The following is a 16,540-nucleotide window of genomic DNA, read 5'->3' on the forward strand; positions in this document are numbered from 1 at the left end:
CGCTTTTACCAACAAGGTATGCGGGCTGCAACCCTGATTCGGTCTATCTCTTAGGCATCTTTGTCACCCCCCCAGGATAAATACTGTTGATTAAAAACCCGGTTTCTCTAAGAAACCGGGTTTTTAATTAAATAAAACCAGTTAAAAAAAAGCAACTTTAGGCAAGCTCCAAATCCTTATATAATAAGTGATTCCCCAATCTAAAATCTAAAATCTAAAATCTAAAATCGTATGAGTTTTGGCTTTTTTATCCCAACACATTATCTACAGCAATTTCTATATCGGGAAAAGCTAGAATCGATAAAGTCTGACCCCGCTGGAATCTTTGAATATTTTGGTATCCCGAGGGAGAAGGTTCGCGATAAACTACTACACATTGCTCGTTAATATCAACCAGCCAAACTTCTACAATATTGTCTTCGGCATAAAGAGGAATTTTGATATTTCTGTCAGTTTCAGCGGTTGCATCCGCTACTTCCACAATGAGTAAAATATCCTCAGACTGAGGATGTCCCGATTCGTAAAAATCATCGCGCCGTCGCAGCAAGGAAATATCCGGTTCAGGTTCGGAGTGATCGTCCAATTCTACCGGATCTTGAACTCCAATGGTTACTCTCGATAATAAGCGAGTATAGAATAACTCTGTCAGACGCTTGACATGAGATGTATGTCTTCTACCGACGGCGGCCATTTGGACAATTTCTCCTCGAATTAATTCAACTTTATCATCTTTTGTCAAGATGCCAGCTTCAATCATATGATGATATTCTTTGACTGTAAATAACCGCTTAATTAACTGAGTTGTCATCATTGTTCGTACAGGAATATTGGATTTTTTGTCTGCGACCCAGGTTTAATAATGTGATTATACTACATCGAACAGTCGTGCTTCAGTAGGGCAGGCATTCCCCGCCTTACAAGCACTTAATCTAATCCCAGGATTGCAATTGCACAACCCAATGCTGCACCAAAGCAGAAATGCGATCGCGCCGAGTTTCAAAAGTAGCAGCAATCCAGATAAACACAATCCCAAAAGCCAAACCAATCGCCCATTTAATCAGCGGATAATCGAAAATCAGAACCACCAATTGATAGAAAACATTGATTAAAAATACAGCCGTTCCCACAAACAAAAACGCCCGAACTCGCAGCGCCAAACCGGCTGCAATCGCCACTAAACTAAAAGCTCCTGCAACTAAACCGTGGCTTTGCTGAGTCAAAAGAGGCATCCCGCAAATCAGCGCAGTTGCGAGCATTCGCAGAGTGTGGCGCAGCGGTTTTTGTGCTGGTAATTTGAGAGTGCGATCGAACTGAATAATGTAAAGTAAATAAAGTGCTAAAGGAGTAACATAAAACTCTGCCTGAGTCAATCCTATTTGCCAGAACCACCGCAGCATTATCCAGTCAATTATCGCCGCACTCACATAGGTAAAACGGACTTCCTGCCTTTCCCAAGCTAGGAAAACATAGAAGGCGGCAGCTATCAGCAAGCTAATCGGATAAAACTTATACGGACTTTCCAAAATAGTAATTATTGGAATCACCGAAGCAATTACCTGCCAAGGTTTTTTTGACCAACCCCAGTTGTCCCAAGGCAAAATGTAAATGAAATAGGCTAATAGGGAAGCGAAGGCAACTTTCCAAGGCCCCAGCGGCCCGGAAATATACTTAACTAAAGGTGTATTGATCCAGTAAAGCCGGATGCCAAAGGCTTCTAGCCAACCTAAGTAAATCCAAATTTCTGCCCATTGGCGATCGAGATTATTTCGCCCTTGCAAGAAAGCATATTGAACTAATAAACCACCAGTAACTAATCCTAAACTTAGGCCGGACTTAATATCATCGGCCGAAGCCCAAATCAGCAGCAAACTGCTCAAAACCCAATGCAGGTGAGCAAATATTTTTAACTCTGCATTAGTTAAATGTAAATAATTGCTGAGCCAAGGAGATAAAATGCGATAAATATATGTTAAAGTTGTGCCGAGAGTGGCCAGGACAATTAAGCCGTCGCCAAAAGCTCCTCCTGGTGTTTGAAAAAGTTGATAGAGTAGCGATTCGTAAGCAGCAAGGGACACGCCAATTAATCCTAAATAAACCAAAGGTTTGAATTCTGGTTCCCGCCTACCAATGCCGATCGCAATTAAAGACGCACCCAACACAGTTAAACCAGTCCAATTCGTCAAAGTGTGCGATCGAAAAGTTAAACCCAATACCCCATATACCAAAGGTATAAAATCAATGCTAGGTAAAATTGTTGGATCGGGGTGGCGGCGCCGCCACACATCACCCAATAATTGAGTAAACAATCCCAGAGCGATATTAGCAACTGCTAAATTAATCGTAGTGCGATCGACAAAACTCAAACCCACTGCTGTCAACAACTCCAAACTCCAAGCCAGAGCATAAATTGCCAGAGGGGAAAGTTGACGTAAACTTCGGAAAATAATCGCAGCCATTATCACCAAAATAGCAGCCAAAACTTCAGCAGATGGTGGAAAACTCAAGGTACTGTCTGCGTAGAGTTCATAGGAATAAAAAGTAATAGTTGTTAACAGCAAGCCTGCCAGTAAGATTGCCCATCCATCTAAAGCTCGATCGTAAATTTCAGCTAATTGAGAAGGCTCAGGTAGACCCCTGGAAAAACGAACAATCATGCTGCGAACCAACCACATACACAAAAGAGCGATCGCCCCGGCAATTCCCCAATCCCAACCCGACACAAAACCTAATCGAGCGATCGCGGCAGCTACGAAACTCAAGCCAAACCCCACTCCAATCACAGCCGCTGGTAGCTCTACTAAATAGTAAGTATTGACCAACATTAATCCGGCAGCCAAACCAAAACCAATTAACCGATATCCCGGAAAAGTAAAAATTAGAAATTGTGCAAATATTAGGGCGATCGCACTAAAGGTACTGGCAACTCGTTTGTGAGGTACCTCAGTATATTTAGCAACAGCAGTCAAAGCCAAAGGAGTCGCCAGCCATAGCAAACTCCACTGAGGGCGATAAGTTGCAGTACCCGCAATCAAATAATTTTGCAACAAGACAAAGCTAAATCCTGCTAATACTAAGCCTAGATACCAGGAACTTTGGAACCATGCAGGATGCCAGCGGAAAAACCCAGAATTTTCTCGAAAATTCGCCGCTTTCATCCAGACAAAAAATACCCACTCAGCCGCCATAAAAATCAATAATATTGCAGACCAAATATTGGGTGGCTGGTTGGGAAAAAATAAGTCAATTGCCGAAGCGATCGCGCCTAAACCAATAATGTGAGTTATGGGAAGCAAAATTGCCGGATTTCCCGGTTGTTCAGCCGCAAAAGTCGGCATGGAAACTCGCCGGGAATTATCGGGAATTAGGTATTTCCAAGTGATCCAACCTAAAATTAAAGCAGAGACTAATAAATTGAGCGATCGCCAAAACGGATTGACAAAACTAATAATAGTTAAAGCACTCCCCAAACCCAGAGCAAGGTTTTCGCCAAAACTGGCAAGTTGAAACTTTCGCTTGCGGTAGAGCCACTGCGCTGCACTTACCATTAAAATTAAATAAGGCAACAGCAGAACACCCCAAAAAGCCCAAGGAGTTTCCTGAGAGTTTGTAAGCTGAGCTAAAAATGCCACAACTTGTGTTCTAATCCCTAAAGGAAGCACTCGCCAAAACAGCCAAATACTCTGAAGTCCCACCGCCTCCAGCATTAGCAAATCAAACTCTTGCCAAAACCGCACTAAACGGTTATAAAAAAACCAAACAGCCAATCCGCTAACGGCGATCGCCTGTAGCGGAATGTCGCGAAAACAAACCAGCCATCCCAAACCCAACAAACCCATTCCCGCTAATTGCCATTTAAAAAAATTGCTGGGATTTGGCTGGTCGGATATATTGTTTTCAATAGTCCCAGATGGCAGGGGTTGCTGCCAATCTAGCCATGCTAAAAGCACGCCACAAATCGCCAAAGCTAAACCCATTTCAGCGATATTTACATCCTTGACAAATATCGCTCTACCCAGTAAAATTCCTAATGAATAAGCTACTAAAGCAGCTTTTTTGTAAGTCAAAAAATCTCGGCTTAAACTGAAAGCAGCGGGGAATGTTTCAGTATTTCCCCCACGTTGGATAGATTGCAATCGTTGTTGCTGAACTTGATAAACTGTAGTAGCAGCAGTTCCCACTGTACCCACATAAACCGCAGCCAGGGAAAAGCCGGCCACTGCCCACCCCCAGTGCAAATAACTCAATCCCAAGTGATTTAGGGCGATCGAGCGAGTGATGTTTTTTCCTGAAAAGCTTTGATATTGATCTTTTATAATCCGGGCAGTTATCCAAGTCAAAATAAGTGCCGCTGCGATTGCTACCGCCCAATCCCAAGGATACCGCCACAATCCAAAAGTATCCATTGCCCAAAAATTGATCGGCACTAGCAACAGGGTCACTTCTTGCAAAGTTTGAGCAGTCAAGTGCAAATTATGCTGTCTGTTTGCCCAACTGCTAATCGCCCAAAAGGTTAAAGTATAAGCTAATAAAACTCCATATTGTCCGGCTGCAGGAAATCTTTCCCACTGACTGGCAGCTAAGACTCCAGAGGAGACAACTACCATGAACACTCCTAAAAACAACAGCCACACCACGCTAATTTCTGCCATTAGCGAGTGCAAAATTTGAGCTATAAAATTAGGGGTTTGAGTAGTTTCTGTGGGTCTAGCAACGCTTTCTCTGCTGCTAGGTAATGCTTGAGGCGTTGATAAGGCAGGTACTTTTGGCTCGGCAATAGGAGCTGGCGGGTTCTCAATTTCAGAAAGGTCTACAGCGGGATCTCTGAGTGGGCAGACTAAATACTGCCCGCACAATTCCTCAACCTCAGCGGGCGAAAGTAAACCTAGCCGCAGCCACGCATCTAAACCTGTCAACAACTCAGGATGCGACGCTAAGACGCTCAATTCAATTTTGCTCGATCGATCTTTGGGAGACGACATTGGCTTAAACTTGTACTAAGTACCTTCAAGCTATAGCCTAGATTAATGTCGAGCCAACATGGCAACATTCCGCCATCGCAATTGGCACAATAAGTATTTATAACTAAAGATCTGTCGCAGCCAGTGTCAAACGGTGCAAAAATCCCGCTGATGGGCGTAAACGAGCGTCCATCAGCGGTGAAAAACTCCAAATTAGGACACAGCAGCGGTTTCCTTACTGATCGACATATTTCAACAAAGTGTCCACACTAGCATTGTGGTCTATGAAAGAAAACAAATGTTTGAAGATGAGTTTTCCATCTGCACCCAAAACAAACTGAGCCGGCAAAGGAGCACCTAAAGCCTGACCGACTTGATAAGCCCGAAAAACTTGACAGCCTGGATCAGAAAGCAGAGGCATTTTCAAGCCTAAATCTCTAACCACAATTTGGCTTTGGCGATCGTCGGTACTGGCAACCATCAATAATTCTATATTGCGATCGGCAAATTTTTCCCAGTTTTCATTCAAAGCTTTAATGTGAGGAAAACAGAAAGGGCAATATTGCTTTTCAGTAAAAATCCGCGTAAAAGCCAGAACTACCGGCTTATCGCCCCGATAATTCGACAGCCGCACCAATTTGCCATTATTAATATCCGGCAATTCAAAGTCGGGCGTCATCTGTCCCAGCTTCAGAACATTACTCGCCGGAACAGGCAATAAATTTTGGAAAAACCGCTCATTTAACAAGCCGCTAAAATTAGTAGAAGTCAGCATATTTCCTAATTGGGTAATTGCTAATTGCTAATTGGTAATTAAAAATCCGGTTAAATAAATGCCTCTGCGGGTACGGACACGGCAGCGCCGTGTCCGTACAAATATAATGTGCTTAAACCGCAGCAAAGAATACCTTAGACTTGACTGGATCGGGAGTCATAGTCTTGTCACCGGGCTGCCAGCCGGCGGGACAAACTTCATCGGGGTGAGACTGGACGTGTTGGATAGCTTGCAGAGTGCGGAGAGTTTCGTCCACGTTGCGGCCGAAGGCAAGATTGTTGATAGTAGAGTGTTGGATGATGCCTTCTTTGTCGATGATGAACAGACCTCTGAGGGCAACGCCTGCTTCTGGGTCGAGGACGTTGTAGTCTGAACTAATTGTTTTTTTGAGGTCAGCAACTAAGGGATAGTTGAGGTCGCCGACACCGCCTGATTTGCGGTCTGTTTGTATCCAAGCGAGGTGGGAGAATTCGCTGTCAACGGATACGCCGAGGATTTCGGTATCGATTTTCTTGAAGTCCTCGAAGCGATCGCTAAATGCTGTAATCTCAGTCGGGCACACAAAGGTGAAGTCCAAGGGGTAGAAGAACAGGACTACATACTTTTTGCCTTTATAGTCTGACAGTTTAACAGTCTTGAATTCCTGATCCACTACGGCTGTGGCTGCGAAATCGGGTGCAGCTTGACCAACCCGGAGGCATTCACTGGTCATAGATTTTGTTTCCTTTTTTACGAACTGTTACAAATATATCATACTCATAACGACTACAAGTATCTTCTCGCTCAATCAAAAAAAACGCTCTCAAATTTGAGAGCGCAGTTTTTTTGATTAAATAATGGCTCAGGCGGGATTTGAACCTGCGACCTTGGGCTTATGAGTCCCCTGCGCTAACCACTGCGCCACTGAGCCAAATCTACTTCACGATTTACTATCGTAGCACGGTAGGGCTAGCTATGTCTTGCTTTAAAACAACAGTATTTCTAATAGTTGACCGTAAAAGTTATGAGTTTTGGTAATCATTCAAAACCCATAACTTCCGACCAGTCGTTACCGAGAAGCGCTGGACGCATCGTCGGGCAGTAAAGCCATGGGGTTGATAGCACCCTGTCCGGCGGGATGAATTTCAAAGTGCAAGTGCGGCCCGGTACTGAAGCCAGTGCTGCCCATTTCTGAAATCTGTTCCCCTTGAGCGACTCTCTGACCCTTTTGCACCAAAATTCTGCTGTTGTGGGCATAGACAGTCTCAGTGCCGTCAGGATGGGTAATTTCCACGAGATACCCGTAGCCGCCGTCGTTCCACTGAGCATAGGTAACCACCCCGTCTGATGCTGCCACAATTGGCGTGCCGATCGGCCCTGCAATATCAATTCCTTTGTGCATCCGTCCCCACCGCCAGCCGTAGCCAGAAGTAAGAACGCCCTTAGACGGCCAAATAAACCCCTTAGCCGACTGTTGTTTGCCGTTAGGCAGATAGGTATCAGGGCTAGAAAGCGGAGGCAGTTCTGGAGAAACCATGCGTCCCAAAGACGGGTTGCTTAGGGGATCGTAACCGTCGGCTCCCAAAGGAGCAGTTGCTACCACAGGCTGCTGCCCAGCAGAGGTCGGCGTCAGGTTGATCGGTTGCAGTTCCGCTGCGCGAGCGGGGTCTAAACGCTCTTGCTGCTGCTTCTGAACCTGTTCAGACCACGCTCTCGATGGCGGTCTGCTGATTTCATTCTGCACCGCCTCAGTATAGTCGGGGGTGTAAAGATATGGATTGACACTTGGCATATCCTCAGACGGGTTGACCGAGGACCCGTCATTTGGAGCCAGGGACACCGCATTGGGGCCGATCGAATTGCGCGAGGCACGATATTCCTCTCGCAGCCGGACAACTTCTGCCCTCAATCGTTCGGAATAAGGGTTGAGAGCTTCTGCGGTAGGGAGAGCCTCCGAATTCGACTCTGGTAAAGCGCTAGTTGGATCGGCATTTGAACCCTGAGCGCTAGTATTTGCCACGAAGCTGAGCGGCTGCGGGTATTCTCCCGTAGCGATGGCGGTAGGAGTTGCACTGGCTGGCCCAGGCAGGGCACTGGTGTCAACTGCACCTGTAAATGTTGGTTCGCCTTGAAGAGCCAGCTTCCCTGGATCGCGAATCGTTTGGGAAACTTGAGTGAGCGGAATGCTGTTAATTTGGGGAACCATCGGCGCTGAAATATTGTTCAGACCTTCCATGTTCTCCAGGGGAGATACAACAGGCACTTTGGGCGCGGGTACTGCAACGCCAGCACCTGCTATTTCCGAGGTAGACGAGCTGGGGTTCAAAGATGCGGGAACCGAACTCGCTGCCCAGACAGATGTAGAGTTGGAGGCAGAATAAGATGCTGCCACCTCCACCCCTGGATTTTTAAATCCAACTTGGGGAATTTTGAGGCGTTGATTGACATTCAGCAAGTTGGGGTTGCCGAGCTTGTTGACGGAGATCAGATCTTTGGGCGATACGCCGTGACCTTTGGCGATCGCATCTACCGTATCTCCCGGACGCACGCTGTAGAGAACCTCAGCCGGCGCGGCGGTACTTCCCGCAGGGGGGACTAGCACAGCCGAGGGCAAACTGGGTGTTGCCAAAGACTGTTCAATTGACTCGAATGCTCGATCGGGCGATGCTGCTTGACCTCCCCCGGAATTGGGAATTACAGGTGTGGCATCGAGGTCAGGAATAGTTGTCCCAGTTGCATATCCGGGGGAGGTCAGCGTCGGTGCTGACTCGGGCAAAAATGCCGCAGGTGTAGATAAAGTTGCTCCCCCCTCCGACCCGAACATAGTTCGACCCGATTCTGTGGTGCGGTTTTCCTGTTTTTTCAAACTGTCGATCGCCCCGTCTGCATTCGGGATCTCGATCGAACTTTGTTCCGGTACCGTCGTAACCAGCGGGGTCGCTGCAGTTGATGGCAGCGCTGTCATGGCTGCACTATCCAATGGCTCGGAGCCAGTCAGATTTAACTCTTGTTCGGGATTGACCGTCGCTGCGCGCTCTAGCGAAGCCGATGTGCTATAGCCGGCGTTCTGTTGTGGTGTGGCTTCCGTCGCAGTCGGAATTCTGAGCTGTTGGCCAACTTGGAGTATGGTGTCGGGTTGGATGTCGTTGGCAGTTGCTAGTACCAACGGTTCAACTTCATAATCCCGAGAAAGCTCCCAAAGGCTTTGCCCCTCCTGCACCTTAACCGTCGCCGGCTCAGAAGGTGTTCCGGGCTGTTGGGCCTTGGAACCGTCAACTTGTGCGGACGTAGCGGACCCGTTGGCCGATACTGGCTGTACTTCAGCGGTGGATTCTGATGTCGGTGCGAGTTCAGACGCGCGAGCGCTGTCTCCATTTCTCGGTAGCAGGATGCCAGAAGCACCTACCGATATTGCCAGCCCGATTGTGGCGAGAGAGCGAACTCTGCCTGTGCTGAGCGTTGTCTGTTTGGATGGTTCCGCAGAACCGTCTCTGTCGATTTCACTAGCCTGAACAGGCTTAATTTGGGGATATGTTCGTTTCAAAAAAACGACCTCCTACTGAGAAGCGCTAACTGTCCTTGGAAACACTCAAGGGGATCGCATGACGCTGAGTTTAAATCAACAAGCAAAAATATTCTGATTGTTGACAGCTATCATGCTTAGGCCAGATTACCTTGCTTTTTTAATTTAGACAAGCTCAAACCGTCATAAATTTTAAAATTCTCGGTCAAACCTGCTGCAATTAACCCCACAAGCCTTACACCGCAATAGCTGGAACGAATACATAAAATCTTCGTTCCGGTAAGGCTCTGAACTCTCACCTATTATCAGACTTTAGGCTAATTTCCGGACAACCTACAACCGTATATTTACTAGATATAGTGTTCAGACCCAAGCTGGTACTCGCTCACGCCCTAAATCGCTAAAATCCTCTGTTTTTGTTGCTGAATCATCTTGGGAGTAATTTGGTGTTGCTGATAACAATCTGTTTTTGAATGAATAAAATATATTAATGTCGGCTATCTAGATTTTCACCCCTTTGATACAAATTTCTTATACTTAAATGGAGATTTGGCAGCCTCCGCCAGCTATTAAATATCTATATATTTATGTGTTGATAATGATTTATCCCAGCTCTCCCAACTGTCGTTTAGCCTCAAATAAACCCACAGTGGCGCTGACGGAGAGGTTCAAACTCCTGACTCCAGGCTGGCTCATCGGAATAAAAAGTGTGGCGTCGCAGGCATCCAAGACGAATTGGGGAATGCCTACAGTTTCCGAGCCAAACATCAGCCAGTCGTTGGGCTGAAATTGGAATTGCGCGTAATTGCATCGCCCGCCAGTGCTGAATCCGATCGATCGTCCCCCGCGCTGCTCCCGATAGGCCTGAAAAGCCGCTAAGTCTTCGTGGCAGTGGAGGTTGACGTAGGGCCAGTAATCTAAGCCTGCCCGTTTCAGGTAGCGATCGCTAATTTCAAACCCCAGCGGGCCCACTAAATGCAGTTCTGTGCCTGTGGCAGCGCAAGTGCGGGCGATATTGCCAGTATTTGGGGGGATTTGCGGGTGAATCAAGACAAGTTGGGGCATGAAGCTAATTAAAAGCGAACAATACAGCTATTGGGAAATTTATAAAACCACCCACAGGTAGATATACCTTATAGCTTTTATTTATAACCTTTGTCGAACTCCATTGATTAAATATTCTGATTTGTTTTTGGGAGTCGCTCTGCAACTTTTGACCGGGAAGTGCGGGCTATTTGTATTGGCTGAGTACGCATAGCCAGGGGGCTAGTGAAAGCCCCCGTTATAATAACGGCGGGTACTTCAGGCAACTAACTGGGCGCACAAGTTGTCTTCTAGCTCCCATTCTTGGTGAGCCATCCCCTGAATCCCTTGCAGAATAATACTGCGGGTGTCCGAACCGCCCTCGTGTAGCTTCAACCACTGCTGGGCCGTGTTGCCTTCCCGGAGAATCTTTTTGAGTGGCGAGAGAAAGCAACTAAAGCCGCGTTTTTTGGCGATAGGCCACACTTCGCGGTAAATTTCCTCAATCCAATCTCGTGCCAGAATAGTCCTGCCGTCTTGCCAGTGGGTTAGTGGAGCATCCAAACTTTGCCGGGATGCAGCAATTTCGTTGGCGTCTGTGAGAGCAACTAAGTCTTGGTTGCGGGTGGCCGCCGGTAAGGTGCTGAGTTCTAAGGGGTCTAAGCTGGGGTCTTCCATCATCTGCCAAATGCGAGCTTCTAGTAAGGCAGTGATGGCCAACAAAGCCAGAGGATTGACTTCGAGGTCGCAAATTCTCAGTTCGAGGCGGTTGAGACAGTAGGGGCGACGATCGCCATTTGGTCGCACGGCAGACCACAAATGGCGGACGTTTTGCATGGTGCCGAGTTCTAGCTGTTCTTCAGTCCACTGAATGTAATGCTTGTGACTTTCAAACAGGGGGACGATGGCGGGAGTTTTGGGAAACAAACCCCACCGAGTGGAATGATAGCCCGTGACTTCGCCGTCGAGGAAGGGGGAAGAGGCGCTCAAGGCAAGGTATAGGGGTGCTTCTACGCGGGCGAGGCGGATGGCGCGCATCAGCATTTCTGGTTGGGAGATGCCGATGTTGATGTGAATGCTGGCGGTGACGACTTTGGTGCCGTAGGTTTGCTCGATGTAGGTGTGGTAGGGGTTGTTGGGATCGGATCTGTAAAATCGATCGCTCCCTCCGAGAGACAAGGTACTTCCCGGCAGCAAGGTATAGTCGCCCAATTGTTTTAAATACTCGCGCAGCCGAACTCGTGGCTTGACTAAGGCGCACAGCAGGCGATCGTAGCTGCACAGCGGGGCGGTCGTGTACTCCACATTGCGGCTATCAGGCTCCCGGACAAATCCCTCTAGATCGGCGACTATGCGATCGGAGAGACCGACAACCTCACCTTCGGGAGTGCCGGTATACATTTCTACTTCAAAGCCTTTTGATAGCAGCACGTTTGTTCCTCAGCTAAGTTGAGTGCTAGTTTCTAGTATCCCAAAAATTGACCTGTTCATACTATCTTCCACGAGGCAGAGTTGAAATTTTTCGCGACTGACACTGAAACCGGGTTTTTCGGCCCTAGCAAGTTTGAGCGTTTGTGTGTTAGTTGCGATCGGGCTGCCGCGACAAATACTGCCATCACAAAAAGTTTCCGAGGCGGTTTTAAAGTCAAAAAGGCTGTTTGTTCGATCGCGGGCCTGTTTCCTTCGGCATTCGTGACGATCAAACTTATGCTGAATAGAACCTACTCCTGCCTCAGTTCCACATCGGTTTTCTGCCTTGAGGGGGATAGCCGCAGATATATCTGGGGTGCGATTCTAAAAGAGGGCTCTGCAATATTTTTGAGCTATAATCTTAACCCCTAAAAATCCCTGTGAAAGAGCAAGAAAGAACCCCTCCCAATTTTTGGAATATGCTAAGCAATTTAGCCTTAGTCCGGTTTTTGCTTTTATTTGCTTCTGGTTGGGCTGGACTGCAACTTTTAACTTACTTTGAAACAGCAGTGGCGGTTTTCACGATTGCTGCACTCGTGGCTTTTTTGCTCAACTATCCGGTGCGAACTCTCCAGAGATTTTTACCGCGAAGTTTAGCTGTCGCCTTCGTTGTCCTGCTCACCATTTTAGTTTTTGGCGGTCTCACCGTCACCGTAGGCGTCACTCTTTTATCTCAAGGACAGCAATTAATTGACAGCATGACTGAATTTGTGAATGCTTTAGCGCCTCTGTCCGAGCGCATCGAAGCATTCCTGCGGGCGAGAAACCTGCAAGTTAACCTGCGAGTTATTGAGGAACAACTGCGAAATCAAGCTTTGGCTGGAGTTGTATCGAGTATTGCTTTTTTACAAGTATTTTTAACCAATTTATTGAATTTAATATTAATTATGGTAGTGGCTTCTTTCATGTTACTTGATGGAGAGAGGCTGTGGCTGTTAGTTCTCAAATTTATACCTCGACACCTGCATAGGCGTTTAAGTGTAACCATAGAGAAAAATTTTTTAGGATTTTTTCAGGCACAAATCCTATTAATGTTATTTTTGACAACAGGAAGTTTTTTAATTTTTCTGCTGTTAGATGTGAAATTTCCCTTAATTTTAGCCTTTATTATCGGATTGTTTGATTTAGTTCCAGGGATCGGAGCGACGCTGGGGATTAGCTTAGTTTGTTTTATTGTATTGTCTCAAAATGTGTGGCTATCTTTAAAAGTATTGGCAGCTTGCATTGTTTTGCAGCAAATTCAAGACAACTTTATTCATCCGAGACTGATGCAAAATTCCCTTAACCTAAATCCGGTAGTGGTATTTTTTGCACTGTTAGTCGGAGCAAGATCAGCAGGACTTTTAGGTATATTTCTGGCAATTCCGCTAGCGGGAGTGATAGTTAGCTGGTTTGACATTGAAGAAATGCAAGCGGAGGGTTAATTGATACAGCCATCCTATTTGGTATCAAATATTACTGAAAAATTCAGTTTTAACCGGCAGACTACAACTCCCATGCTTCAAAAACTCTCCTGTACCCAAAGCTCAACTAAAAATAAAGAGTAAAAAGTAACTTAGGATACACCTTACTGCGTCAAGTCAATGAATAAATTGCAAGTCAGTAGGAAATCTTTCTTCTTCTGGTTCTGGATCATAAATGTAATCGCAGTCAAAACGCAGAGCTTGAGAGTGGCGACTGATTGAAAATCCGCAATTACTCACCATTTCTGTAGTAAAAGTTGCCATGACTAACTCAATTAGCCTTCTGTAGGAAATGTTAGGTAGTTGAACGTAATAGGTGCGTCTGGCAAAAAAGATTCTCTCATCTTTCGGGAGAATTATGCCATTAATTCTGTGTGCGTGTTGAATCGGCTTGATATAGGTTTCAATAAACTGCGACTGATTTTTTTGCAATCTCGCTAATCTTTCGTGTTGCAACCAGCTCATTTGAAACACAATTTTAATAAATTCAAAACCCAAAATGTAGTTAAAAACATTATTACGTTCTTCTGTACTCAAGACGAAGCGGAGTGCAGATTCTAAATATTGGTCAGTTTCTCGGCGCGATTGTTGAGCTGAGTGGATATAAAATTGTTTGATGTAGCTTCTTAAATCTGATTCGTTTAATTGTTTTTTGACCCGAAATCTGATTAAATACTCTTTGACTCGGTGTAGAGTATCTACATCTTCAAACATTTTTGAGACTAAACCGTCGGCTGTATAATTATCTAAAAATTCTGCTTGCAAGTCGGGAGTAGATGCACACAATATGTAGCAGAGGGACAAAACATAGCGCCGTTGGTTCCAAGGCAAGCTTTGGGCCCATTCTTTAACTTCTACAGGGAGTTTTTGCAGCACGGTATCTGTGTGGGGGAGTTGAGCAAGGTCGGCATATTTATGTTTTTGTTTAATCATTGCCTGAAACCTTATATTAGTAAGTATACAGAGTAGTAGATCGCAGAGGATGGGAGAGGGGAGCTGCGAGGGAGGGCTGCCACTTATTCTGTCTTATTTTCTTGCCATCTATCTAAATATACATTCTGGATGCAACAGAGGGCGTGATCTGTCTCACACTTTAGCTAGTTTTAAATCACAAATGCTAGCTCTTCGCATCACATTTTGCGACTGTGAGTGTCACCCATAAAACTTATTCACGTCACCGGAGTAACAGTGGGTTTCGTTGAGGATTAAGTCGAGTGACTCATAAGTTTTTGTTAGTAATTATTACTGAGATGAATCATGAACTTGACTACAAGTATTTTCCCGAAAAATCAGTGCCAAAACTTAACTTTTTGCGATCGCCTCTTGCAACAAGTGCCACAGTGGCTCGATAGTATTGCAGTGGGAGAGCCACCAGTAACTCAGTGGTGTGCCAACTTATACTCGCCCGGTGTTCTTGTGAGAGAGATATCTAGTTATGGGGACACCATTTTTCCCATATACTGCCTATGTGCAAACTTAATCCTGTGTATGAGGAATTAATTGGGTTAAGCTGTTGGTCTCTCTCGTTTTGGGGTGGGGTCAGCCAGAACAGATACAAGTTTTCGACAAGAGTAGTGAGCAACCCCAAGTTTTAGCTCCTAGTTCCAACTCCCAGATGTATCTGTGGAGTAAATCTAACATCTAAAATCGACTGAGGTATGCGGCGAAGATGTAACCCTGTACTGCTGATTGAGGGGTGTCATACCTCGATCGCCCATTGATATCAATTATTTATGGGGTCTGTCGCTCTGGTAGTTGCGAGAGCCATAATTTAAGCCATAATTGTTGATAATATCAATGGATGCCTGTCGATAGGAGTGGGTATCAATCGTGGCGCTTAAGCCAAAAATAACATCAAACGGTAGCAACAAAAACAATAACTATAAAAATAATTTAATAATCTACGTGGGCTCAGGGAAGTGAATATGTTTAACGCAACTGAACTGCTGATTAAGGCTTTTGTCAATCGCCTGATTGAAGGCTACCGCCACACTTACGGTGGGTTTAAATCTGACTATGGTGAGATTATTGCTTGGGTGGCGAGTATGGCTTTAGAAAATATTGCTAATAGCGATGCTCTTTACCACAATGTCGAACACACTATTTTAGTAACCTTGGTGGGACAAGCAATTCTGGGTGGGAAGCACATCCGCGAAGGGGGTGTTTCCTGCGAAGATTGGCTGCACTTCCACATTGCTTTGCTCTGTCACGATATCGGGTATGTTAAAGGTGTCTGCCGACAAGATAGAACAGATTTAGGACTCTATGCGACGGGAATAGGCGACCTGAAATTAACGCTGCCTCCGGGGGCGACGGATGCTAGTTTGATGCCTTATCATGTCGATCGCGGAAAAATGTTTATTGACGAGCGTTTTGGCAGTCACAAACTGATTGATGCTGAGCTGGTTAAGCGTAATATTGAGCTGACTCGTTTCCCAGTTCCTGCTGATGAAGATTATCAAGATATTGTAAATTACCCGGGTTTAGTTCGGGCTGCTGATTTAATTGGTCAGTTGAGTGATCCACGATATTTGCAAAAGATTGCGGCGCTGTTTTACGAGTTTGAGGAGACTGGGCAAAATCTGGTTTTGGGCTATCAGAATCCGGGGGAGTTGCGGGATGGTTATCCGAAGTTTTATTGGAATGTGGTTTATCGGTATGTGAAGGATGCGATCGGCTATTTGGAACTGACGCAGCAGGGGAAACAAGTGGTTGCTAATTTGAGCGCGAATGTTTTTCGGGTGGAGCATTCTCAGGTTCCAGAGTCTGCGGTGGCTGTAGTTAGCTAGGGTTGGGGTGGATGTCGGGCGATCGCTCTTTTCAACTGATTCGCGGTCAAGGTTACTTTAAGTTAAAACCTATAATTGCTTTGACAATTACTGATGTTGAAATGTTTGACAATGACCAAGAAGTAATTTCTCATTTTGTGTTTACTGATAAAAACAGTTTATTTGATTATGTCGATCCATAGATTGAACTGATATTTATCTAATTGCCCAAATAAAATAAACAATTGGATGAGTTAGAAACTTTGACTGATAAGTTGATTTATTTTAAGAAAAATGCTCCCCGCTTGGAAATAGTGCCGTCAACAATGGAAACAGTATCGGAAATACAGCAAGCCTTTGCGATTGCCAATGAAACTAATTTGAATCCAGAGGAGTTGGCATATTTAGAAGAACACGAAATGTTTATTCTCGATCAGCAGGGTGTCTTGCTCAAGGGAATTGAAAAAGGCATCGCACAAGGCAGAGAACAAGGCATCCCAGGAGCATTGGTAACAAGTTAGACAGGAGTAGATTTTGTCAATACCTCTTTGTGAATAAATATAATTGGTAATAATGATAAT

Annotated in this window: 13 protein-coding genes, 1 tRNA gene and 1 pseudogene; 6 read left to right on the plus strand and 9 right to left on the minus strand. The window is 45.5% G+C overall.

Going from position 1 to position 16,540, the window contains the following annotated elements; all coding sequences use genetic code 11:
- Nucleotides 1-247: 247 nt before the first annotated feature.
- The 8 genes from QUA77_RS26320 to gshA form a co-directional block, all read right to left on the minus strand.
- On the minus strand, nucleotides 248-808 hold the full coding sequence (locus QUA77_RS26320) for a Uma2 family endonuclease (RefSeq protein ID WP_333453490.1): 561 nt from the start codon (nucleotides 806-808) through the stop codon (nucleotides 248-250).
- 121 nt (nucleotides 809-929) lie between these two features.
- The gene (locus QUA77_RS26325) at nucleotides 930-4,979 is read right to left on the minus strand and encodes a hypothetical protein (RefSeq protein ID WP_333453479.1); all 4,050 of its coding nucleotides are present in this window, start codon (nucleotides 4,977-4,979) and stop codon (nucleotides 930-932) included.
- A 214-nt stretch (nucleotides 4,980-5,193) separates the two neighbouring features.
- Nucleotides 5,194-5,733 carry a redoxin domain-containing protein gene (locus tag QUA77_RS26330; protein ID WP_333037756.1) on the minus strand — a complete coding sequence of 180 codons (540 nt, stop codon included), beginning with the start codon at nucleotides 5,731-5,733 and terminating at the stop codon, nucleotides 5,194-5,196.
- Nucleotides 5,734-5,845: 112 nt separating this feature from the next.
- Nucleotides 5,846-6,445, minus strand: coding sequence for a peroxiredoxin (locus QUA77_RS26335; protein ID WP_190663488.1), 600 nt, complete (start codon nucleotides 6,443-6,445; stop codon nucleotides 5,846-5,848).
- A gap of 125 nt (nucleotides 6,446-6,570) precedes the next feature.
- Nucleotides 6,571-6,643 (minus strand) — tRNA-Met (locus tag QUA77_RS26340).
- Between the two features lie 138 nt (nucleotides 6,644-6,781).
- Entirely contained in the window at nucleotides 6,782-9,256 is a 2,475-nt protein-coding gene (locus tag QUA77_RS26345; protein ID WP_333453481.1) for a peptidoglycan DD-metalloendopeptidase family protein, read from the minus strand.
- 582 nt (nucleotides 9,257-9,838) lie between these two features.
- Nucleotides 9,839-10,300 carry a tRNA (cytidine(34)-2'-O)-methyltransferase gene (locus tag QUA77_RS26350; RefSeq protein ID WP_333037752.1) on the minus strand — a complete coding sequence of 154 codons (462 nt, stop codon included), beginning with the start codon at nucleotides 10,298-10,300 and terminating at the stop codon, nucleotides 9,839-9,841.
- A 237-nt stretch (nucleotides 10,301-10,537) separates the two neighbouring features.
- On the minus strand, nucleotides 10,538-11,689 hold the full coding sequence (gshA, locus tag QUA77_RS26355) for a glutamate--cysteine ligase (protein ID WP_333037750.1): 1,152 nt from the start codon (nucleotides 11,687-11,689) through the stop codon (nucleotides 10,538-10,540).
- A 419-nt stretch (nucleotides 11,690-12,108) separates the two neighbouring features.
- Between gshA and QUA77_RS26360 the strand changes: the two genes are divergently transcribed.
- The gene (locus tag QUA77_RS26360) at nucleotides 12,109-13,152 is read left to right on the plus strand and encodes an AI-2E family transporter (RefSeq protein ID WP_333453484.1); all 1,044 of its coding nucleotides are present in this window, start codon (nucleotides 12,109-12,111) and stop codon (nucleotides 13,150-13,152) included.
- Between the two features lie 156 nt (nucleotides 13,153-13,308).
- Here the strand turns inward: QUA77_RS26360 and QUA77_RS26365 are convergent, their stop codons facing one another.
- Nucleotides 13,309-14,124 carry a cobyrinic acid a,c-diamide synthase gene (locus QUA77_RS26365; protein ID WP_333037746.1) on the minus strand — a complete coding sequence of 272 codons (816 nt, stop codon included), beginning with the start codon at nucleotides 14,122-14,124 and terminating at the stop codon, nucleotides 13,309-13,311.
- A gap of 281 nt (nucleotides 14,125-14,405) precedes the next feature.
- On the opposite strand from QUA77_RS26365, the gene QUA77_RS26370 reads away from it, so the two are divergent.
- The 5 genes and pseudogenes from QUA77_RS26370 to QUA77_RS26385 all read left to right on the plus strand — a co-directional run bounded on the left by QUA77_RS26370 (nucleotide 14,406) and on the right by QUA77_RS26385 (nucleotide 16,480).
- A complete protein-coding gene (locus QUA77_RS26370) occupies nucleotides 14,406-14,543 on the plus strand; it encodes a hypothetical protein (RefSeq protein WP_333453486.1) in 138 nt (45 codons plus the stop codon).
- A gap of 93 nt (nucleotides 14,544-14,636) precedes the next feature.
- Nucleotides 14,637-14,786, plus strand: a pseudogene (locus QUA77_RS29450) (Mo-dependent nitrogenase C-terminal domain-containing protein); the annotation flags it as partial.
- A gap of 330 nt (nucleotides 14,787-15,116) precedes the next feature.
- On the plus strand, nucleotides 15,117-15,980 hold the full coding sequence (locus QUA77_RS26375; RefSeq protein ID WP_333037740.1) for an Npun_R2479 family HD domain-containing metalloprotein: 864 nt from the start codon (nucleotides 15,117-15,119) through the stop codon (nucleotides 15,978-15,980).
- Nucleotides 15,981-15,991: 11 nt separating this feature from the next.
- Nucleotides 15,992-16,162 carry a hypothetical protein gene (locus tag QUA77_RS26380; RefSeq protein ID WP_333037737.1) on the plus strand — a complete coding sequence of 57 codons (171 nt, stop codon included), beginning with the start codon at nucleotides 15,992-15,994 and terminating at the stop codon, nucleotides 16,160-16,162.
- Between the two features lie 42 nt (nucleotides 16,163-16,204).
- Nucleotides 16,205-16,480, plus strand: coding sequence for a hypothetical protein (locus tag QUA77_RS26385; protein ID WP_333453488.1), 276 nt, complete (start codon nucleotides 16,205-16,207; stop codon nucleotides 16,478-16,480).
- Nucleotides 16,481-16,540: the final 60 nt, after the last annotated feature.

The organism is Microcoleus sp. K5-D4 (assembly GCF_036704575.1).
GTDB lineage: Bacteria > Cyanobacteriota > Cyanobacteriia > Cyanobacteriales > Microcoleaceae > Microcoleus.